Annotated in this window: 18 protein-coding genes; 11 read left to right on the forward strand and 7 right to left on the reverse strand. The window is 57.3% G+C overall.

The features are described from left to right. Positions 1-3 precede the first annotated feature (3 nt). Both SADFL11_RS22720 and hydA read right to left on the reverse strand, forming a co-directional pair. On the reverse strand, positions 4-2523 hold the full coding sequence (locus tag SADFL11_RS22720; RefSeq protein ID WP_008189812.1) for a heavy metal translocating P-type ATPase: 2520 nt from the start codon (positions 2521-2523) through the stop codon (positions 4-6). 245 nt (positions 2524-2768) lie between these two features. Then, complete coding sequence (gene hydA, locus SADFL11_RS22725) at positions 2769-4151, reverse strand: dihydropyrimidinase (RefSeq protein WP_040450945.1); 1383 nt, start codon at positions 4149-4151, stop codon at positions 2769-2771. A gap of 122 nt (positions 4152-4273) precedes the next feature. Here hydA and SADFL11_RS22730 point away from each other — a divergent pair, with 122 nt between their 5' ends. The 4 genes from SADFL11_RS22730 (at position 4274) to SADFL11_RS22745 (ending at position 7537) form a co-directional block, all read left to right on the forward strand. After that, positions 4274-4900, forward strand: coding sequence for a GntR family transcriptional regulator (locus SADFL11_RS22730; RefSeq protein WP_167579028.1), 627 nt, complete (start codon positions 4274-4276; stop codon positions 4898-4900). A 263-nt stretch (positions 4901-5163) separates the two neighbouring features. Then, positions 5164-5823, forward strand: a complete 660-nt coding sequence (locus tag SADFL11_RS22735) for an aspartate/glutamate racemase family protein (RefSeq protein WP_008190902.1) — start codon at positions 5164-5166, stop codon at positions 5821-5823. Positions 5824-5840: 17 nt separating this feature from the next. Then, positions 5841-6764, forward strand: coding sequence for a dihydrodipicolinate synthase family protein (locus SADFL11_RS22740; RefSeq protein WP_008188560.1), 924 nt, complete (start codon positions 5841-5843; stop codon positions 6762-6764). Continuing rightward, on the forward strand, positions 6764-7537 hold the full coding sequence (locus SADFL11_RS22745) for an SDR family oxidoreductase (RefSeq protein WP_008192039.1): 774 nt from the start codon (positions 6764-6766) through the stop codon (positions 7535-7537). Before SADFL11_RS22740 ends, SADFL11_RS22745 begins: the two co-directional genes overlap by 1 nt. A 161-nt stretch (positions 7538-7698) precedes the next feature. On the opposite strand, the gene SADFL11_RS22750 is transcribed toward SADFL11_RS22745, so the two are convergent. Further along, positions 7699-8661 carry a MurR/RpiR family transcriptional regulator gene (locus tag SADFL11_RS22750; protein WP_008191477.1) on the reverse strand — a complete coding sequence of 321 codons (963 nt, stop codon included), beginning with the start codon at positions 8659-8661 and terminating at the stop codon, positions 7699-7701. A gap of 158 nt (positions 8662-8819) precedes the next feature. On the opposite strand from SADFL11_RS22750, the gene SADFL11_RS22755 reads away from it, so the two are divergent. The 7 genes from SADFL11_RS22755 to SADFL11_RS22785 all read left to right on the forward strand — a co-directional run bounded on the left by SADFL11_RS22755 (position 8820) and on the right by SADFL11_RS22785 (position 15629). Then, positions 8820-9347 (forward strand): TRAP transporter small permease, encoded by a 528-nt coding sequence (locus tag SADFL11_RS22755; RefSeq protein WP_008196406.1) that lies wholly within the window; start codon positions 8820-8822, stop codon positions 9345-9347. Next, complete coding sequence (locus tag SADFL11_RS22760) at positions 9344-10627, forward strand: TRAP transporter large permease (protein WP_008195098.1); 1284 nt, start codon at positions 9344-9346, stop codon at positions 10625-10627. The genes SADFL11_RS22755 and SADFL11_RS22760 overlap by 4 nt, the downstream gene beginning before the upstream one ends. A 29-nt stretch (positions 10628-10656) precedes the next feature. Continuing rightward, on the forward strand, positions 10657-11697 hold the full coding sequence (locus tag SADFL11_RS22765) for a TRAP transporter substrate-binding protein (RefSeq protein WP_040450943.1): 1041 nt from the start codon (positions 10657-10659) through the stop codon (positions 11695-11697). Positions 11698-11787: 90 nt separating this feature from the next. Next, a complete protein-coding gene (locus tag SADFL11_RS22770; protein ID WP_008189857.1) occupies positions 11788-13254 on the forward strand; it encodes a M81 family metallopeptidase in 1467 nt (488 codons plus the stop codon). Continuing rightward, positions 13251-14306 carry a D-TA family PLP-dependent enzyme gene (locus SADFL11_RS22775; RefSeq protein ID WP_008190533.1) on the forward strand — a complete coding sequence of 352 codons (1056 nt, stop codon included), beginning with the start codon at positions 13251-13253 and terminating at the stop codon, positions 14304-14306. Before SADFL11_RS22770 ends, SADFL11_RS22775 begins: the two co-directional genes overlap by 4 nt. A 3-nt stretch (positions 14307-14309) precedes the next feature. Continuing rightward, the gene (locus SADFL11_RS22780; RefSeq protein WP_008190388.1) at positions 14310-15200 is read left to right on the forward strand and encodes a sugar kinase; all 891 of its coding nucleotides are present in this window, start codon (positions 14310-14312) and stop codon (positions 15198-15200) included. Positions 15201-15221: 21 nt separating this feature from the next. Further along, positions 15222-15629, forward strand: coding sequence for a RidA family protein (locus tag SADFL11_RS22785; protein ID WP_040450942.1), 408 nt, complete (start codon positions 15222-15224; stop codon positions 15627-15629). Positions 15630-15726: 97 nt separating this feature from the next. On the opposite strand, the gene SADFL11_RS22790 is transcribed toward SADFL11_RS22785, so the two are convergent. Genes SADFL11_RS22790 through SADFL11_RS22805 form a run of 4 tightly spaced genes read right to left on the reverse strand, consistent with a single transcriptional unit; the run spans position 15727 to position 19542 of the window. Further along, positions 15727-16104, reverse strand: coding sequence for a carboxymuconolactone decarboxylase family protein (locus tag SADFL11_RS22790; RefSeq protein ID WP_008191511.1), 378 nt, complete (start codon positions 16102-16104; stop codon positions 15727-15729). Next, the gene (locus SADFL11_RS22795; RefSeq protein WP_008191479.1) at positions 16104-17558 is read right to left on the reverse strand and encodes an aldehyde dehydrogenase family protein; all 1455 of its coding nucleotides are present in this window, start codon (positions 17556-17558) and stop codon (positions 16104-16106) included. Before SADFL11_RS22795 ends, SADFL11_RS22790 begins: the two co-directional genes overlap by 1 nt. Then, entirely contained in the window at positions 17555-18637 is a 1083-nt protein-coding gene (locus SADFL11_RS22800; RefSeq protein WP_040452440.1) for an aromatic ring-hydroxylating oxygenase subunit alpha, read from the reverse strand. The genes SADFL11_RS22795 and SADFL11_RS22800 overlap by 4 nt, the downstream gene beginning before the upstream one ends. Then, positions 18634-19542, reverse strand: coding sequence for a MurR/RpiR family transcriptional regulator (locus SADFL11_RS22805; protein ID WP_008194337.1), 909 nt, complete (start codon positions 19540-19542; stop codon positions 18634-18636). Before SADFL11_RS22805 ends, SADFL11_RS22800 begins: the two co-directional genes overlap by 4 nt. Positions 19543-19547 lie beyond the last annotated feature (5 nt).

Consider the following 19547-nt stretch of genomic DNA (forward strand, 5'->3'; position numbering starts at 1 on the left):
GCTCTATTCGGCTGGAGCGACGTTCAGCGCTCCGGAATTTACGCTGTTGCCGGAGGCGTCCGGCATCTTCGGTGTCCAGGTTCTCAGCCGCAATGCATTGCCGAGGACAAAAACGGAGCTGAGTGCCATGGCTCCGGCAGCAAAGACCGGTGACATGAGAATGCCGAATGCCGGGTACAAGATACCTGCCGCCACCGGGACCAAGGCCGTGTTGTAAGCAAAAGCCCAGAACAGGTTCTGCTTGATGTTGCGGATTGTCGCCTTGGAAAGGGCGATCGCGTTCGACACACCGGCGAGCGAGCCGGAGACCAGAATGACGTCCGCCGCCTCGATCGCCACATCCGTACCGGTCCCGATTGCAAGGCCGACATCGGCCTCAGCCAAAGCCGGGGCATCGTTGATGCCATCGCCGACAAAAGCGAGCTGGCCATGAGCAGCCTTCAGGGTCCTGACCGCTTCCAGTTTTCCTTCCGGCAGAACTTCTGCGATGACATCGTCAATGCCCAGCCGGTTTGCAATTGCATGCGCCGTGCGGCTGTTGTCCCCGGTGATCATTGCAACCTTGAGACCAAGCGCATGCAGGGCGTCAATTGCGGCCGGGGTGGTCGGCTTGATCGGATCGGACACGGCGATGATGGCGGCAAGCTGACCGTCAAGCGCAGCATAAAGCGGTGATTTTCCCTCACGGCCAAGACGCTCGGCAATGTCACCAAAAACAGAAACATCCTGCCCGAGCTGAGTCATGTACCGGTCTGCGCCGATTTGAACCGTTCGTCCGCCTGCATTTGCCGAAACGCCCATGCCGGTCACGCTTTCGAAATCACTTGCAGCCGGCAATACGAGATCTTGTGCCCCGGCAGCCTCTACAATCGCACGCGCGATTGGATGTTCTGATTTTGCTTCAACAGCTGCGATATGGGACAGCACCGTTTGGGCATCGAAGCCGTTCGTTACCTCAAGATCGGTCAGGCTTGGCGTGCCCTCGGTGAGTGTTCCGGTCTTGTCAAAGGCAACAACACGCACTTCCTTCAAGACCTGCAAGGCTTCGCCTCGGCGGAGCAAAACCCCCATCTCGGCGCCGCGTCCCGTCCCGACCATGATCGAGGTTGGCGTCGCAAGGCCCATCGCACACGGGCAGGCGATAATGAGGACCGCGACAGCATTGACGAGCCCAAACGTCAGAGCGGGATCCGGCCCGAACACAATCCAGACGCCGAAGGTGAGCAGAGCCAGCGTGATGACTGCGGGCACAAAATACATGGTGACCTTGTCTACCATCGCCTGGATTGGCAGTTTGCCTCCCTGAGCCTCCTCTACAAGCCGGATGATTTGGGCAAGCATCGTGTCGGTGCCGACAGCCGTGACACGAAACACCAGGCTGCCGGTCTGGTTGACCGTTCCGCCGATGACGGTTGCCCCGGGTTCTTTTGAAACCGGTACAGGCTCGCCCGTGATCATGCTCTCGTCGACAAACGTTGCCCCTTCGATCACCTCGCCATCTACCGGGAGCCGTTCGCCGGGACGCACTTCGATGATCTCACCGGCAGCAACGCTGGAGACCTCGACCTCAACAGTCTTGCCATCCCGCCGGACGCGCGCCGTCTTTGGAGCAAGTTTTACCAGCCGTTGGATCGCTTCCGAGGTGCGTCCCTTAGCGCGCGCCTCCATCCATCGTCCGATCAGAATAAGCGTTACAATGACGGCGGCTGCCTCATAATAGACATTGACTGTACCGTCCGGCAGAAGAGCCGGTACAAACGTCGCGACCACAGAAAACAAATATGCAGCCATGGTTCCGACAGCCACGAGACTGTTCATATCGGGGGCGCCCTTCATGAGGGCGGGTATACCTTGCCGGTAGAAGGACCGGCCAGGGCCGAACAGCACCGCACTGGTAAGCGCAAACTGCAGCAGCCAGCTGGCCTGAATGCCAATCGTCTGCGCGATAAAATGATGCATGCCCGGGACCAGATGACTGCCCATCTCAAGGATAAACACAGGCAAGGTGAGCAAGCCGGCGATTATCACGCGGTTCTTCAGATGGCGCGTTTCGTCGTCCCGTTTCGATGCCGTGTCTTGCGCGGGATGGTCGTCTTGCCCGATCGGGTGTGCGGATTTGCCAGTCTCCGCAACCGCTGCAATCAGTGTTGGGATATCGGCGTTTCCTGTCACCGCTGCCCGTTCAGTGGCTAGATTTACGCTTGCCTCAGACACACCTGGAACAGAAAGCAGCGCTTGTTCTACTCGCCGGACGCAGCCGGCGCAGGTCATTCCGTCAATCGCAAGGTGACTTGTTTGTTTCGGGACCGCGTATCCCAACCCCTCGATCGTGGTGATCAGAGATTGGGTTTCAACTGCGCCGTCAAAGCGAACCTGCGCGCGTTCGGTAGCAAGATTGACATTGGCGTCCGCAACGCCTGGAACACCTTTCAACGCCTGCTCGACACGGCCAACGCAGGACGCGCAATGCATGCCTTTGATTGGTAGAGAAATGGATTTTTGAAAACTGGAACCGGCCGCCATAACGCGCCTTCCTTCATCTTTTGATTTGGCTATTGAAACCAAGATGGAGCTTCTAGTCGCTGGAAGGTCAAGGTCCGGTTTTCTACATATCCGACCGGTAGGCGAACATCACTCTGTCGGCGATCGAATATGATGCTTTTTGTAGCAGTGCGGCGCTAGAGGGCTATGCGCTCTGAAAGCTGTAACTGAGGCAAACACGGTCTTCTTCGGTAGCTCCGCGAAAACCTCTACTCATCACTTACTCATCACCGAACGGCGGCCATGTCCAAGTGCCGGCCGGTTCCGGGCCATGTCAAAAGCTCGCCATTATCGACGACGATTTCGCCGCGCCGCAGGACAGTTTCCGGGAAACCGGTCAGGACCGCGCCTGCAAAAGGATTGTAGCCGACATTGTCATGGAGGGCGTCGGGGAGTTTATGCGTCCGTTCCGGGTTCCAAATCACAAGGTCTGCATCTTTGCCGATGCCAAGCGAACCTTTGGTTTTGAGGCCAAATATCCTGGCAGGTGCGGCCGATGTGAGTTCGACAAACTTGGCCAAACCACCCCGTCCGCTCGACACCATCGCGTCGAAGAGAAGGGGGAGACGAAGCTCCAGGCCTGGCTGGCCGTTTGCGATCTTAGGGAAGGGCGCATCACTGCCGTGCCGGAATTTCCCGCTCTCATCCATCCGGTAAGGGGCGTGATCGGAGGTTACAAGCTCGAGTTCTTGGCCGAGTGCGGCCCAAAGTGCGTCCTGATCTTCCTTCAATCTTTGCGGCGGGCTGCAGAGGAACTTGGCACTGTCCGGCCGGTCAAGAATCTCTTCCGTTTGAAAGAGGTAGTGCGTGCAGGTTTCGGCGTGAATGTTGGCTCCGCGTGCTTTCGCATTCCGGACGATCTCGACACCTTCTTTTGTCGAGATGTGGAAGATCATCACGCGTGCACCGGTGAATTCCGAAAACCGGCACATGCGCTCGATTGCCTCGATTTCCGCAAGCCGCGGGTGAGACTGGGCGTGGTATCGTGGGGCGTTTTTGCCCTCCGCCAACAGGGTGGCTGTGGCATCGCGGATCATGGCATCGTTTTCCGCATGCACACACACCAGCGCGCCTGCATCCCTTGCCGTGCGCAATGTGGTCAGGATTTCGTTATCCTGAAGGCGGACTTTGTCGTAGGTGGTGAAGATCTTGATGGAGCGATGCCCGTCAGCGATGGCTGTTTTCAGGTCGTCCACGTTGTCGCCGGCGGTGTCCGCAACGATCATGTGAAAGGCGTAATCCGTCATGGCGCCTGCGGCGGCAAGTATGCTGTAGTCCACCAGAACATCGCGAATGCGCATGCCGGGGTGTTGCGCGGCGAAGGAAACCGTCGTCGTTGTCCCGCCATGCAGGGCCGACCGCGTTGCTGTTTCAAAGGTGTCGGCGTTCATAACGCCGGCGCCTGACAGTTGTTCGATATGGCAGTGGGTGTCCACACCTCCGGGCAGGACCAGCCGTCCCTGAGCATCGATTTCCGTGTTGCCCTTGGGTAGATCGTGGCCGGTTGCTGCAATGCGCCCGTTCACAATCGCAATATCGCCGTCAGCGTGTCCGTGTGAATCGCCAAGAACACCATTGCGGATCACTGTGTCGTAAACGGGTGCGGTCATACATTGCTCCTCTTTGCAAAATCAAACTACGCTTGGTATACCAAAGATGCAATCGCGACCTGAAACAGGCGTCATTTATGTGTAAGAGACCCATGCCGTTACAGCAGGCAGCAGAGCCGAATTTGACAGAACATACACTGGAACGGCTTCGCAAGATGATCCTTTGTGGTGACCTCGCAGCTGGAACGCCCTTGCAAGAGCGTACCTTTGCGGAGCGTCTTGGTGTTTCGCGGACGCCGCTCAGGGAAGCGATTACCCGGTTGATCACTGAAGGCCTTGTAACTCGAAACACGCGGGGGACACCGACTGTTTCCCGGATATCGGTGTCTGAGATCGTTGAAATATTGCACGTCCGGCGTTTGCTGGAATGTGAGGCTGCGCGACAGGCGGCCAGCGTCAACTCAGCCCCGGAAGATTGGTTGAACTTCAAGGCGACGATTGAGGAATTCGTTACAAATGAACGCCCTAACGCTGTCGCGCACGCTGATTTCGATTTTGATTTGCATATGCATATCGCCAAAACCGCCGGATCCAAACTGCTGGCGGAACTGATCCAGGGATTGAAACTTAAGACCCGCATTTTCGATCAAGGCGAAATCCCGTCGCGCTTTCAGCCTGGGGCCCTTGAGCATATCGAAATCATAGATGCGATTTTGGCGCGCGACCCGGATGCGGCAGAAGCTGCCATGCGCCAACATATTGAAAATGCCCGCGAAGCGATCCTGGCTCATATCCATCGGCTTTCCTGATTAAACACTGGTCAGATGCATTTATTCACCCGCGCAAGACCCTGGTGCGGGTTTTCGATGCATTGACACCCGGCGTTCCGCTGGTATACCAAAAAATGCTTGAGAGAGGTCTTATGGCCATTGCCCTTGATGAACCAGCGTCACCGCGGGTTCAAATTAGGTTCTTGTGTATCCATGATGGGCCGGAAGAGTAGGCGTTCCAGGAGCGTGATTTAGGGCCGCAAAAGTGATGTAATGACGCGCCGTTGGCTGGAGATGCCTTAATGACCATCTATGTGATCAATCCCAACAGTTCAGAACATGTTACAGACGGGATTGATGATGCCATTGCTCCGATGCGTGAGGTGTCTCCGGTCCCAATTTCCTGCCTCACCCTAAAGGAGGGCCCACCGGGAATTGAAACCCAGGCGCATGTCGATGGTGTCGTCGGCCCACTCTTGGAGCTTGCCGGCAGCTTGCAAGGAGATGCATCTGCTTTTGTGGTGGCCTGCTTTTCAGACCCCGGTCTGGCTGCGCTACGGGAGGCACACTCCGTCCCGGTGCTGGGCATTGCGGAAAGCGCCTATCTTCAGGCCATGATGCTTGGTCAGCGCTTTGGGATCTTGTCTCTGGGGCGCACCTCCATTCAGCGGCATATCCGGTATCTCGGCGTTCTTGGCATACGGGACCGGCTGGCCGCAGATCTGCCGCTCGGGCTAGGTGTTCTGGATCTCGCGGATGCGGACAGAACCATCGCCCGATTGGCAGAGGTTGGCGGAACGCTGAGAGATCAATTTGGCGCCGATGTGCTCATCACGGGATGTGCGGGGATGGCGCAATATCGAACACTGCTTGAAGAAAAGACAGGTTTGCCGGTTGTCGATCCGTGCCAGGCGGCGACAGCTGCCGCGATCGGTCAACTGGCGCTGAGAACCTGCGCATAAGAAGGGGAGGATCGGGCATGACCCGACTGACGGAGGAGGCGCAGGGCGTCTACGTGATCGCTGTGACGCCGTTCAACGACGATGGGGCTCTCGATATGGAGAGTGTCGACCGGATGGTGGATTTCTATCTGGAAGCCGGTGCGACCGGTTTGACGGCGCTGGGCATGATGGGAGAAGCGCCCAAGCTGACAACAGCAGAGTCTCTTGAGGTTGTTCAACGGATCCTTGCCCGTTTGAACGGGCGTATCCCTTTGGTCGTGGGCGTTTCGGCACCGGGGTTCGCTCAGATGGCGGAACTCAGCAAAGCGTCGATGGATGCTGGTGCAGGAGGTGTGATGATTGCCCCGCCCGGCAATCTCAAGACGGATGCCCAGATCGTCACATACTACACCCAGGCAGCTGAGTTTATTGGCGGTGTGCCGTTTGTCTTGCAGGATTTCCCGTTGGCAACGGGGGTGCATATTTCGGTGAGTGCCATTGCCAGGATTGTTGAAGACGTCCCGACCTGTGTGTGCCTCAAACATGAGGACTGGCCTGGCCTTGAAAAGATCTCTGCACTGCGGGCGGAAGGCACGCTGGCGCGGCGGATCTCGATCCTGTGCGGCAATGGCGGTTTGTTCCTGCCGGAGGAAATGGACCGTGGAGCAGACGGTGCGATGACCGGCTTTTGTTATCCGGAAATGATGCGGGACGTCGTACGCCATTCAAAGGCTGGGGACGCTGCGCGGGCTCGGGACATTTTCAACGCTTATTTGCCGTTGGCCCGCTATGAGCAACAGCCGGGTCTCGGGTTGGCTGTGCGGAAATACGTGCTTGCCAAGCGCGGTGTGATTGGCAGCGCTGCTTTGCGGCGTCCAGGTGCCGGGCTTACCAAAGCGGCGCAGGCCGAAGTCGATACGCTCTTGGCGCGTCAAGAAGAAAGACTGAAGGAACTGAACTGATGGATCTTGGGATCAAAGGAAAACGGGCGCTTGTTCTTGGTGCAAGCCGTGGTTTGGGGGCTGCTATTGCCAAGAGCCTTGCGGCTGAAGGAGCCGATGTAGTCGCCGCGGCCCGGAATGCGGATGCGATCACAGAGTGGGCAAAGACCACAGATGGCTCTGTCACAGCTCAAAAGCTGGACGTGTCGAATGCCGCTGAAGTCGATGCGGTTCTGGACAGCCTGCTGGAGTCTGGGAACATTGATATTCTGGTGAATAATGCGGGTGGCCCGCCTCCGGGCAGTAGCACCGGTCCGTCCCGGACCGACTGGATGGCCCATTTTGAAACCATGGTCGCCAACCTGATCCATATTGCCAACCGGTGTCTGCCGGGAATGGAAGAGGCAGGTTGGGGCCGGATCGTTACGATTTCCTCGTCCGGTGTTGAGCAGCCAATCCCGAACCTTGCCCTGTCCAATGGCCTCAGATCGGCGCTTGTGGGCTGGTCCAAGACCCTCTCCACAGAAGTCGCGTCCAAGGGCATCACAGTTAATATTGCAATGCCAGGGCGTATTCACACGGCCCGCGTGGATGAACTGGATGCCGCAGCTGCCGAACGCCTTGGCAAGAGCGTCGAGGACGTTGCAACACAATCGGCCGCCTCAATTCCGGCTGGGCGCTACGGGCAGCCAGAAGAATTTGCCGATGTGGTTACCTTCCTCTGTTCAGAGCGTGCGTCCTATGTAACAGGCAGCAAAATCCGGATTGACGGCGGAAGCATTCGCGGGATTTAGAGCGTTTGTTTATTGGTTGATAGCATATTTGCCCGCAGCTGGTTGAGAACGCATTTTGGCACCGGTCACAATATCAGCTGCGGGGAAAAAAGCTTCTGCTGCAGTTGCCGCTTGCTGAAGAAACCTTGCAGATTTCCGGAAGCGAAACACCAGTCCTTGCCTTAGTCACCGAGCGGCTGCGGGCCTGTGCGGCCATGATAGGCGGTGAGGGAGGCGCGGATCCGGCGCAGATTCTCCTTGGTGGTGTCCGCAGCCTCCTGCGCGACAGCGGTCGCCAGTGCGTCAATCACCACCAGATGCACATAGCGCGAGGCTGTTGGCTTGAAGATCGCCCGATCCTCAGGCACGTCGATGAGGATCTGGATTTTGGCGGCGGCAGCCAATCGGGTGTTTGGTTTTGTGATGCAAATAGTAGTCGCGCCGTACCCGTTGGCAATTTCTGCTGCCCCAACGATGGCATCGGCCTCACCACTGGCTGACACCAGAAACAGAGTGTCTCCGGGGCCGAGCGTCGCCGCGCGCATTTGGAGCAGATAACTGTCACTGACATGGAAGGACGGGATCCCAAGCCGGAAAAACCGGTTTGCCGCTTCTTGAGTGATCATGGAAGAGCCACCGCCTATGCCGGCAAAGAGGATTTGCCTTGTGTTCAGGATCACGTCCTTGGCTGCATCCAGCATATTCGCATCGACTTGCCTCCGAAGAGTGTCGACTGAGGCATAGAGTGCGCCGATCACCTGGTCGATGGCAGTGTTGGTGTCTGGAACATCGGGAATCGCATTTGCGCTCATATACTGCGCGCTGACAGCAAGGTTCTGCACAAGGCGCAGCTTGAAGTCCCGGAAACCTGAGCACCCCAAACTGCGGCAGAACCGGATCACTGTCGGCTTGCTGACCTTACAGTGATCGGCCAAATCACCGATTGTCATATTGCTGATCGCATCAAGATGATTTTTGACGTAGGTCGCGACCCTTTGCTCCTGGGCAGCAAAGTTTCCATCCAGATTGTTTAGTGCGGACAGAACGTCAAAAACACCCGGTCCGCCTTTTTGAGGAGGTCGCATGCGGGTGTCTGCCGCATCAGATGTTTCAGTTTCAATTGCAACTTCAGGATCATCGATCATGAAACTAAGTTACATATCTCTACCCGAACAATCAAGAAATTCCGAAGGATCTCGCAAAGTGAAACCAAAATTGTAACTAAATTTCATTTTAGCGTTGATCCTTAGATCTTTTGATGTCATAACCGTAACTGAGTTACATACTACATTCTGGGAGGGTGATGTTGGTGCAGGATTGGGCAGCCATAACAAGTGAGCGGGTGAACAAGGTCGTTGAATTCGTTGTTGCGGGCTTGATGCTTGCACTCGTGCTCGACGTCTGGCTCGGCGTCATCGACCGCTATTACTTCCGTTGGCAATTGCCCTGGCCGGAAACGCTGGCCCGCTATCTGATGATCTGGGCAGCGATGCTCGCAGTCTCCTCCGGCATCGCCCGGCGCGATCATATTGGGCTCACCGCCTTTGTCATGATCTTTCCGGTCTCCGTCAGGCGAATAGTGCTGATCGCGGTCGATGTGCTGTCACTGGCACTCTTCCTCTATGTGGCCTGGTACGGGATTGCCTTTGCCCAAAGCGGTGCGCCCCGGCACGCCATGATCTTCGGGATGAGTCTGGCTCCCTTTTATGCGGCGATCCCCGTTTCCGCCGCACTGTGTTCGGTTCAGCTTGTTCTTGTGCTTTTGCGGGATCTCGGTGGCCATCTCGACAAACCCGTCTTCTCCGAACCTGTTTTGGAGGACGCCCAATGATCGTCGCCATCGCATTTGTGGTCCTGATCCTTTTTGGCATGCCGATCGGATTTGCCATCGGACTTGCCGGTGTTATCGGTCTGATCGATATGGGCGGCGGTTCGTTCCTTGCCATCGGGCCGAGCAAAATCTTCAACGGCCTTAACATCTTTCCGTTCCTTGCCATGCCGTTTTTCATTCTGGCGGGCGAGATCATGAACGGGACGGGAATCACCACACGCCTGGTCAAACTTGCGCAGGTTCTCGTCGGCCGGTTCCGCGGTGGGCTCGCCCACACCAACATGCTGGCATCCGTTTTCTTTGCTGGCCTGACAGGATCTGCGACCGCTGATGCGGCAGCATTTGGGCGGACGCTCGTGCCGGCCATGGTCAAGGAAGGCTACAAGCGCGATTACGCTTGCGCGGTCACGGCCGCCGGTTCGATCATTGGCCCAACCATCCCGCCATCCGGTCTGATGGTGGTCTATGGTTCGCTCATGGGGGTTTCGATCGCGGGGCTCTTCGCGGCCGGTATCCTGCCCGGCCTCGTCATCTGTGCCGTATGCATGGGCGTGATCGTAGTCGGGGGCAAGCGGGAAAACCTGCCGCAAGCCTTGCGCGGGGCCAGCTTCAAGGAAGTCTGGAAAACATTCGTCTCCTCCCTGACGGCACTCGCCATGCCGGTCATTATCCTGGGCGGAATTCTCGGCGGTATCGTTACGCCGACAGAGGCAGCTTCCATTGCCGTTGCCTATGCGCTCTTCATTGGCGCCGTCGTCTACCGTACGCTGACCTTCAAGAGTTTCTATTCCATGCTGGTCCGCACCGCACGGATCACCGGGGTCATCTTCGTCATCATTGCCTTTGCCAGCGTGCTCGGTTGGTGGATGAGCTTTGAACGTATTCCGCAGCTCATGGCGGAGACGGTCCTGAGCCTTTCCGAGAATCGCTATGCCGTCATCGCAATCATCATTTGCCTGCTTCTGATCGTCGGCATGGTGATGGATATCACCGCGATCCTGATCATTCTTGCACCAGTGCTGGTGCCCCTGACAGAACAGGTTGGCCTCGAACCGATCCATGCCGGCATAATCTTTGTTCTGGCACTCAATATCTCGCTGATGACCCCGCCGGTTGGCGCCTGCCTCTTTGTGCTTTCGTCAGTGACCGGGGAGCGCCTGGAACGCATTTCGGTAAAGCTCATGCCGTTCCTCATCGCCGAGGTCGCCATTCTCTTCATCTTCGCTTTCTGGGAGGACGCCGCCCTGTTCCTGCCCAGGCTCCTTGGCTTTGCCAACTAACCAAAACAAACACCAGAGAGGGTAATGACATGAAACGGACTGCACTAACTGCGGCGCTTGCCGCCACCTTGATCGCCAGCACCGCCTATGCGGATGGCGGCGTCATTCGCTTCGGTCACGACAACAAGACCGATCCATTTGAGAACCCTGCCCATGCCTGCACTGCCGTCTTCAACAACCTCGTCACCTCCGGCACCAATGGCAGCGTTTCTGTTGAAGTCTTCGGTTCAAATCAGCTCGGCTCGGCCGCAGAACATGTTCAGCAGGTGCGCGATGGCCTGCTTCAGGCGACGCTGACCTCTACCGGCGCGCTTGCCAGCTATTATCCGCGCATTGACGTCCTGAATCTGCCGTTTGCCTTCAACGGCAATGCCGCCACCTATGAAGTCTTCGACGGAGATTTCGGTAAAGCGCTTGCTGCAGACATTGAGGCTGAACTTGGAGATGTTGTAGTGCTCGGTTTCCCCGACACTGGCGGGTTTTTTGCCGTTACGAACTCGCAGCGCGAAATTGCCAACCTGGCCGATTTTGACGGCATCCGCATTCGCACGATGACACTTCCGTCGCACCAGACCATCGTGAAAGCCCTTGGCGCAGAAGCTTATCCGCTGTCTTGGGGTGAGGTTTATTCCGGCCTGCAAACCGGCGTGATTGATGGTCAGATGAACCCGGTTCCGATCATCTCTTTCGCGAACTTCGCAGAGGTCCAGGAATATCTGACGCTAACCAATCACCTGTTCTCGCCGTACACGTTCTTGATGAACCGTGCCTTCTACGAGGGCCTGTCCGACAGCGAAAAAGCCACCGTGCATACTGCCGCTGAGAACTGTGTTGCAGCCAGCCGGGGCCTTTCCCGCATCATTGAAGCTTCCGACCGCGGTCTTGCAGGGCTCGCCGATGACATCAAGGTCACCGCGCTTAGCGATGAGCAACGTGCAGAGATGGCTGCAGCCACACAACCGGCATTCGAAACGCATGTCGCAGAGAACCTCGACCCGAAGGCAAATGAGCTGCTGGTGAAGTTTCGCGATGCGGTCAACAAGGCCAACGACGCCTCCTATCTGAACTGACCGGCACGGCCGGATGGCCGTCTGAAGACCTTGCCGGAGGCCGCCAAATGGTCTCCGGCATATAACAATAACCCGGACAGGACCCAATCCATGCGGATCTTCTGTGCATCGCTCGCCACAGAGACAAATACGTTTTCGCCTCTGAGGACGGATTTTTCTGACTTCAAACAGAGTTTTTATGCAGCTCCCGGTGCTCATCCGGAAACGCCAACTCTGTGTAGCGGTGTTTTTCCCGCGCTTCGACGGGCATCTCAGGACCTTGATTTTGACCTTATCGAGGGGACTGCCACCTGGGCCGAGCCCGGGGGGCTTTTGAACGCCGGGACCTGGGTCTACTTGCGTGACGAGATCCTGGAGCAGGTCCGTGAAGCCTTGCCGCTGGATGCCGTTGTTCTGGGCCTGCATGGCGCGATGATCGCAGATGGCTGCACCGATTGCGAAGGCGTTCTTCTGGAAGCGGTTCGGGACATTGTCGGACCAGAGACGATCATTGGCGTTACCTTTGATCCGCACAGTCACCTCAGTCAGAAGCGTGTCGACAATGCGGATATCATCACGGTGTTCAAGGAATTCCCGCATACGGATTTTGCCGAAACGGGCGACGCCTGTGTCGCGCTTGTTTTGCGGGCCCTGAACGGCGAAATCAAACCGGTCGTATCCGCCTATGATGTGCGCATGATCGATATCTTGCCGACCAGTCAGGCTCCAATGCGCGGGTTTGTTGACCGCATGAAGGCGCTGGAGGAAGACGGCGCAGTCTTGTCTGTTTCGGCTATTCACGGCTTCATGGCCGGTGACTCGCCGGATCTCGGCGCAAAGATCGTTGTCGTTACCGACAATGATCCGAAAAAAGGCAATGAGATTGCCAAACGTTTGGGTGAGGAGCTGTTCTCCTTCCGTGGCCAGACTAAACCCCAATTCCTGACCGCAGCCGACGCACTCTCTCTGGCTGCCAAAGCCGATTGCGGCCCCGTGGTGGTGGCTGATGTCTGGGACAATCCAGGCGGAGGCGTTGCCGGAGATTCTACCTTGATGCTGCGGGAAGCCATCGCCCAAAACCTGCAATCAGCTGCCTTTGGAACGATCTGGGATCCGATGGCCGTGCGCCTTTGCCATGCAGCGGGGGAGGGAGGGACTCTCAACCTGCGTTTCGGCGGCAAAACCTCCTCGACAGCTGGTGACCCTATCGACGCGATCGTGACGGTGCTCAAAAACCAGCGGGATGCCGTGCAAAGCTTCGGCACATCGATTGTTCCCCTTGGTGACTGTTCTGTCATCCGGTTTAGCGGCATCGATGTGGTGCTGAACTCCAATCGCAGTCAGGCTTTTTCGCCGGACCTTTTCACCAACCTCGGCATCGACATCACGGCCAAAAAAGTTCTGGTGGTGAAGTCGACCAACCACTTCTACGGTGCATTTTCTAAGATTGCGGCGGAGGTGCTTTATGCCTCTGTTGATGGTCCTTACCCCAATGACCCCAAAACGACGCCGTATACCCGTTTAACGCGCCCGTTGTGGCCGATCGTCTCCAACCCCTTCGAAATGGCCCTTGCATGAGTTTTGAAGATATCCAAACGCCGGCAGTTCTCGTTGATCTCGACATCGCCGAGGCAAATATTGAGGCTTATCAGGCCTATTGCACGAAACATGGTCTTGCCCTTCGCCCGCATATCAAGACTCACAAGCTGCCGTTTCTGGCAAAGCGTCAGCTTAACGCCGGAGCGATTGGCATAACGTGCCAAAAGATCAGCGAAGCTGAAGCGATGATCGCTGACGGCGGCATCAATGATGTGCTGATCACGTTCAATATTCTAGGGGCTGAGAAGCTGGAGCGCCTCAAGGCGCTGGCCAGGAAGGTCCGCTTGAGTGTCGTCGCGGATAACACCTCAACCGTGAAGGGATTGTCTGACGCTTTTTCAGACACCGACAGCCCGCTCACCGTGCTGGTTGAATGCGACACCGGCGCAGAGCGGTGCGGCGTCACCAGTCCGGAAGCGGCGCAAGACCTGGCGCAAGTCATAAACCAGAGCCCCGGCCTGACCTTCGGAGGGCTGATGACCTATCCGCCAGCTGGTAGGGAAGCAGAGGTTCATGACTGGCTAACCAAAGCCCGGGACATGATCGAGGCAGATGCCCTGCAGGTCGCGGTGATCTCGAACGGTGGATCACCGGGGATGTGGCAGGCAGACGCCGTACCGGTTGCGACCGAATATCGGATCGGCACATACGTCTACAACGACCGCTCTCTGGTTGAGCGGGGCGTTTGCGACTGGGGTGACTGCGCTTTGACGGTGCTTGCAACGGTTGTCTCTGTGCCAGCTGCAGACCGGGCCGTCATTGATGCCGGTACCAAGGTTCTGACTTCCGATCTCCTCGGATTGAACGGCCATGGCCACGTTCTTGGGCGCCCGGACATAACCGTCGACGCCTTGTCAGAAGAGCACGGAGTGTTGCGCGCCGAAACCATTGGTCTTGACGTCGGTGACCGGATCCGGATCGTACCCAATCACGTCTGCGTGGTCAGCAATATGGTTGATGAGGTGCAGCTTATTCGCGGCGAACGCGATTTTGGGCCGTCACCCGTATCTGCCCGTGGCAAGGTGATCTGATCCATGGTCGACATACTGTGTATCGGGGAACCGCTTTATGAACTCAATGAGCAGCCGGACGGCTCTTTCTTGCCCGGGTGCGGCGGCGATGTCTCCAATGTTTGTATCGCGGCAGCGCGCCAGCAGGCTTATGTCGGATTGATCGCCAATATCGGCGCAGACACCTTTGGTGAAAAACTTCAGGAAACCTGGCGGCACGAAGGTGTGTCGACGAAGTACGTCACATCAAAACTGGGCGAGGATACCGGGATCTATTTTGTCCAGCATGACGCGACCGGGCACAAATTTCTCTACCGCCGCAAGGACTCGGCTGCGTCCCGGCTGACCCGAGACGACATCCCTCAATCCGCCATCGCGGAGGCATCGCTGGTTTATGCCTCGGGTATCAGCCTGGCTGTGTCGGGTGATTTGCGGGACGCCACACGCCACGCGATTGAAGTCGCCGTCGCAAACGGCCGGACGGTGGTCTTTGATCCGAATTTGCGGATAGCGCTCTGGTCGCTGGACGAAGCCCGTGCGGTGACGCATGAGATCATGAAACACTGTGATATCGCCATGCCTGGGCTTGATGATGCTCGCGCCCTGACCGGGCACACCAGTCCAGAAGAGATCGTCCGGTTTTATCACAGTCTTGGCGCTCGGATCGTTGCCCTGACGCTCGGTGCCGATGGTGTTGCCGTCTCTCGCGGGGACGGTGTTAAGACGATCCCGGGTGAAACTGTGAAGACGGTGGATGCGACGGGTGCGGGAGACTGTTTCAACGGGGTCTTCATGGCTGCGTGGTTGCGCTCTGAAGATGCTGTTGAAGCTGCGGCCATTGCCAATCGCGCTGCCGCGCATTCAACCACAGCTTATGGCGCGGTTACGGCGCCCCATATGACGCTTTCCTCCTAAAACCAAAAAGGATGCTTGAACATGAGCCAAGCCACGATTGAACGTTTCGGCGGCGGTAAAACGGGTGCCGGTGGACAGCCTCTCCCCTTCGCAACAGCCGTGCGCGCTGGAGACTTTGTCTTCATCTCTGGTCAGGTCGCCATGAAGGGAAATGGCGAGATCGAACCGGGCGGCGTGGAAAGCCAGACCAAACGCACCATGGAAAATGTTATCGCAGCGCTAGCGCTTGCGGGCTGCACGCTCGACGATGTCGTGAAGGTTGGTGTCTGGTTAGACGACACACGCGATTTCTGGACCTTCAACAAGGTGTACGCCAGCTATTTTCCGAATGGTGGTCCGGCCCGCTCAACGGTTCGTTCCCAGCTGATGGTCGACGCAAAAGTCGAGATCGATGCGGTCGCGTACAAGCCACTCACAGAGACGCAATGATTTGCGGCGGAGACCGGGACAATCGGGTCCCGGTCTCTTATGCGGTTCAATGATCGCGAGAGAAATCGCAGGTCTTATAAATGGTAATGCCGCATTTTCAGAGATCCGCTTCCGCCAACACCTTCTTGGCCACCCGGAAGCATTCGAGTGCCTGCGGTACGCCGCAATAGATGCCGATGACATGGATGATGGCGCGGATTTCCTCCTTTGAAACGCCATTGGTGACAGCGCCGCGGCAGTGAGTTTCCCACTCGGTCATCTTGCCGAGCGCCCCGATCATGGCGAGGTTCATCATGGAGCGGGTCTTGGCGTCGATGACATCATCGCCCCAGCCAAAGCCCCAGCACCAGGCCGTCATTGTCTCCTGAAACGGCCGTGTAAAATCATCGGCGGCCGCAAGGTTCTTCTCCACATACTCCGCGCCAAGGGTTGCCTTGCGTTGAGCAAGTCCTTTTTCAAATAGATCCTGGTCCATCAGCCTATCCTGATTGCAATGTTTTTGGTCTGAACGTAGTTCAGCAGGGCCTCGCGGCCCTTTTCCCGGCCATAGCCGGATTTTCCGAAGCCGCCGAACGGCGTTTCGACCCCGCCCGCGTACCATTCATTGACAAACACCTGACCTGCCCGGAGTTGCCGGGAGGCGCGCATGGCGCGGTCGATATTAGCGGTGAAGACCCCGGCCACCAGGCCATAGGGCGTACCGTTAGCGATCTCGAGCGCTTCACGCTCGTCCCGTGCCTTCAAAACCGACAGCACCGGCCCGAAAACTTCATCGCTCGCAATTGTCATGTCAGGCGAAACATCGGTCAGAACTGTCGGCTCAAGAAAATATCCCGGGCGGTTCATGCGGCGGCCACCGGTCGCAATCCGGGCCCCTTCGCGCTCTGCTTCGGAGACCATGCCTGTAGCCCGCTGGCACTGCGCTTCAGAGATCATCGGGCCCATGTTGTTGCCAAAGTCCCGAAATTCGAGACCCGGACCGACTTTGAGGCCCTCCGCCATGCCGACAATCCCATCCACCAGTTTGTCATGGATGACCTCATGGGCGATCACGCGGGACATCGCCGAACAGACCTGACCGGCGTTGAAATAAATGCCCCATCGGACATCCGAAAGAAATGCGTCGAGATCGGCGTCATCGTAAACGATCGCAGCTGATTTGCCGCCAAGTTCAAGTACACAGGGCACCACGTTCCGGGCCGCAGCTGTCGCAATGGCCGAGCCTGTTGCCACGGATCCGGTAAAGACAATCTGATTGACGTCAGCATGGGCGGACAAGGCCGCCCCGGCCTCCTGGCCAAGACCGCAGAGAATGTTCAAAACGCCTGCCGGCAGACCGCAGGCGAGGGCCGCATCCGCGAAGTATTTATTCGTGAGCGGATCGAGTTCCGGTGTCTTGACCACTACAGCGGATCCAACAGCGAGGGCCGCGGAAACAGACCGTGCCGTCATCTCCATCGGATAGTTCCACGGAATGATCTGGGCGGAAACGGCGAAGGGCTCATGGACGGTAAAATCGAAATACCCGCCGCCCAACGGGATCGACCGGCCTTCCATGGTTTCGGCTTGGTTGCCGTAGTATTCGAAATACCGGGCTGCGCCCTCGATTTCGAGCTTCGCTTCCCAGAGCGGTTTTCCGGCTTCCCGGGTCAGGATCGGGGCGATTTCATCGATGCGATCCAGAAGGTAATCACCCATTTTGCGGACGATTCGGCCCCGCTCCACAGGGCGAAGATCCATCCAAGCCCTGCTGTCGCTGACCCTTTTGGCAGCCTCGACAGCGCGGTCGATGTCAGCGGTATCCGCCAGCGCTTGTTCGGCAAGTTTCTCTCCGGTTCCCGGGTCTAGAACGTCGAGACGCCCGGCACCACCATCGACAAACGCGCCGTCGATAAAGTTTTGCCAGTAAGCTGGTATCTCCCTCGTCATGCTTCGCGCATCCAGCCTTGCAGTGCCTGCACCGAATGTTCGGAATGAACACCGCAGGCTGGGTCAAGCACCAGAGGTCCGGGTTTGTATCCGCGGCTTTTGAGCCCGCGCTGTACCGATTCTACCAGGTAGATGTCTTCCTCAACCGTGGTGGAGCGATCCTGCACGGCCAGACGGCGCACCACTTCACTGTCGACACCGTCGATGGTGTACCAACCGCGCCAGACAACGACGTGATCCACATCGACTGCGCGCCAATGATAGGTGTTCAGGATATTGCCCGGGTAGACCTGGAAGGAGAACAACGGCCACAAGAACCAGGAGGAATAGTCTCCTGCATGCTCGTTGGAATCGAGGTCGATCTCATAGGTCATGCGCTCCAGATTTTGACACTCTGTTGTATGGCGCAGGCAATACCCTTGAGGCTGGATGTCATAGGTTTCCGGCTTGATGACGCCGGTTGCGAACGTCGGGTGATTGATGGGGCAGTGATAACACTCGGAATAGTTCTCGACCGAGACTTTCCAGTTGCAGTTTTCTTCTATCTCCACCCACTCGAGCGGCTGTAGCCGGTCGATATGCGGAACAAAGGATCTCAACTCTTCCCGGACATTGGGAAACCACGCGTCCATGGGCTTGGCATTGGGATCCAGGTTCACAAACAGAAAGCCGCAGAAATCCTCAATTTGAACTGTGCTCAGGCAAATCTGGTTGCGGTCGAACCCCGGGACGGATTTGACATTGGGTCCGGAACGAAGGCCGCCAGTGAGTTCATAAGTCCAGCTGTGATAGGGGCACACCAACAGCTTGGTGTTGCCTTCGCCTTGAACCAACTGATGGGCCCGGTGCTGACAAACGTTGAAATAGGCGCGCAGCACACCCTCACGATCCTTGAGGCAGACAATGCTCTCACCGGCTATGTCGATCGTAAAATAATCGCCCGGTTTCTGCAGCAAAGACGTGTGTCCTGCAAATTGCCACGTTCGTGCCAGCAGGCCGTCCTTCTCCCGCTCAAAGTGAGAAGGGTCGGTATAATACCGCGCTTCGAGCGAATGGATCAGCTGGCTGTGAACGTTCATGAGCGGTCCTTCCATTCTTCCTGATAGAGCCCCATGGCATGGCGGCGGGTGTGGAACTTCTCAATGTTTGCAACGACATCGGGTGGTGCGTCGGCAATGACAAAGGCAAGCAGCGTTTCCAAAAGCGCGATCGTTGATACGGACGAGGGGAAAAACTGCGGAGTTTCGGCATCGATGATGAAGGCGTGATCGCTGCCGACCACAATGGGGGAGGCCGGGCTGTCGGATATTGCGACGATTGTCAGTCCCTGTTCGCGGGCGACCTCAACGGCTTCAATCACGTCGGTCCGATACGGTTTGCAGGTCATGGCGAGCAACACATCGCGTTTGTCTGCCCGGGCCAAGTCGTCCGTTGCTACAGACCCCATACGCGGAATCGTCCAGATCGTGTCAACGGCCATGTCTGCAAGGTAGGTGAAGTTGCGGGCGTTGGAGTTGTTGACGCCAACGCCAAGCACATAGGTGTGCCGCGCATTCACGATCGCATCGGCGGCCGCTTTCATGGCATTCGCATCGGTTGCCGCAAAAGTGTTCTCGATGTTCGAGATTGCACAGGCCGCCATTTCGGCAAAGAGCTCACCCAATTGGCCGCCTTTGGATAGAGACTGCAGCCAACGGGCCCTGTCCGGAAAATCTGTACCTCTGCTGCGGATCGCTTCGCGGAACGGCTGCCGGAAGTCCTCATAGCCTTCAAAACCCACAGACCGTGCCATGCGCACAAATGTGTTGGGTTTTACCCCGGCAGCATCTGCGATCTCGCGGATTGAGCTCACGCCGACATCATTCGGATTTTCAAGCACATAGCTTGCCGCCTTGCGAAGCTCTGGGGTCAACACCTCAAGCTCGGCAGCCAGGTCGTCCAGCACAGTCTGTGGTGCCTTCAAATCAGATTTTGGTACATTCATATCAT

It is taken from the genome of Roseibium alexandrii DFL-11 (genome assembly GCF_000158095.2).
Taxonomy (GTDB): domain Bacteria; phylum Pseudomonadota; class Alphaproteobacteria; order Rhizobiales; family Stappiaceae; genus Roseibium; species Roseibium alexandrii.

Bases quoted from the DNA above. Each gene is read 5' to 3' on its own strand.
- SADFL11_RS22720 (WP_008189812.1), bottom strand. From the start codon at position 2,523: ATGGCGGCCGGTTCCAGTTTTCAAAAATCCATTTCTCTACCAATCAAA.
- hydA (WP_040450945.1), bottom strand. From the start codon at position 4,151: ATGACCGCACCCGTTTACGACACAGTGATCCGCAATGGTGTTCTTGGC.
- SADFL11_RS22735 (WP_008190902.1), top strand. From the start codon at position 5,164: ATGACCATCTATGTGATCAATCCCAACAGTTCAGAACATGTTACAGAC.
- SADFL11_RS22740 (WP_008188560.1), top strand. From the start codon at position 5,841: ATGACCCGACTGACGGAGGAGGCGCAGGGCGTCTACGTGATCGCTGTG.
- SADFL11_RS22745 (WP_008192039.1), top strand. From the start codon at position 6,764: ATGGATCTTGGGATCAAAGGAAAACGGGCGCTTGTTCTTGGTGCAAGC.
- SADFL11_RS22750 (WP_008191477.1), bottom strand. From the start codon at position 8,661: ATGATCGATGATCCTGAAGTTGCAATTGAAACTGAAACATCTGATGCG.
- SADFL11_RS22755 (WP_008196406.1), top strand. From the start codon at position 8,820: ATGTTGGTGCAGGATTGGGCAGCCATAACAAGTGAGCGGGTGAACAAG.
- SADFL11_RS22760 (WP_008195098.1), top strand. From the start codon at position 9,344: ATGATCGTCGCCATCGCATTTGTGGTCCTGATCCTTTTTGGCATGCCG.
- SADFL11_RS22765 (WP_040450943.1), top strand. From the start codon at position 10,657: ATGAAACGGACTGCACTAACTGCGGCGCTTGCCGCCACCTTGATCGCC.
- SADFL11_RS22770 (WP_008189857.1), top strand. From the start codon at position 11,788: ATGCGGATCTTCTGTGCATCGCTCGCCACAGAGACAAATACGTTTTCG.
- SADFL11_RS22775 (WP_008190533.1), top strand. From the start codon at position 13,251: ATGAGTTTTGAAGATATCCAAACGCCGGCAGTTCTCGTTGATCTCGAC.
- SADFL11_RS22780 (WP_008190388.1), top strand. From the start codon at position 14,310: ATGGTCGACATACTGTGTATCGGGGAACCGCTTTATGAACTCAATGAG.
- SADFL11_RS22785 (WP_040450942.1), top strand. From the start codon at position 15,222: ATGAGCCAAGCCACGATTGAACGTTTCGGCGGCGGTAAAACGGGTGCC.
- SADFL11_RS22790 (WP_008191511.1), bottom strand. From the start codon at position 16,104: ATGGACCAGGATCTATTTGAAAAAGGACTTGCTCAACGCAAGGCAACC.
- SADFL11_RS22795 (WP_008191479.1), bottom strand. From the start codon at position 17,558: ATGACGAGGGAGATACCAGCTTACTGGCAAAACTTTATCGACGGCGCG.
- SADFL11_RS22800 (WP_040452440.1), bottom strand. From the start codon at position 18,637: ATGAACGTTCACAGCCAGCTGATCCATTCGCTCGAAGCGCGGTATTAT.
- SADFL11_RS22805 (WP_008194337.1), bottom strand. From the start codon at position 19,542: ATGAATGTACCAAAATCTGATTTGAAGGCACCACAGACTGTGCTGGAC.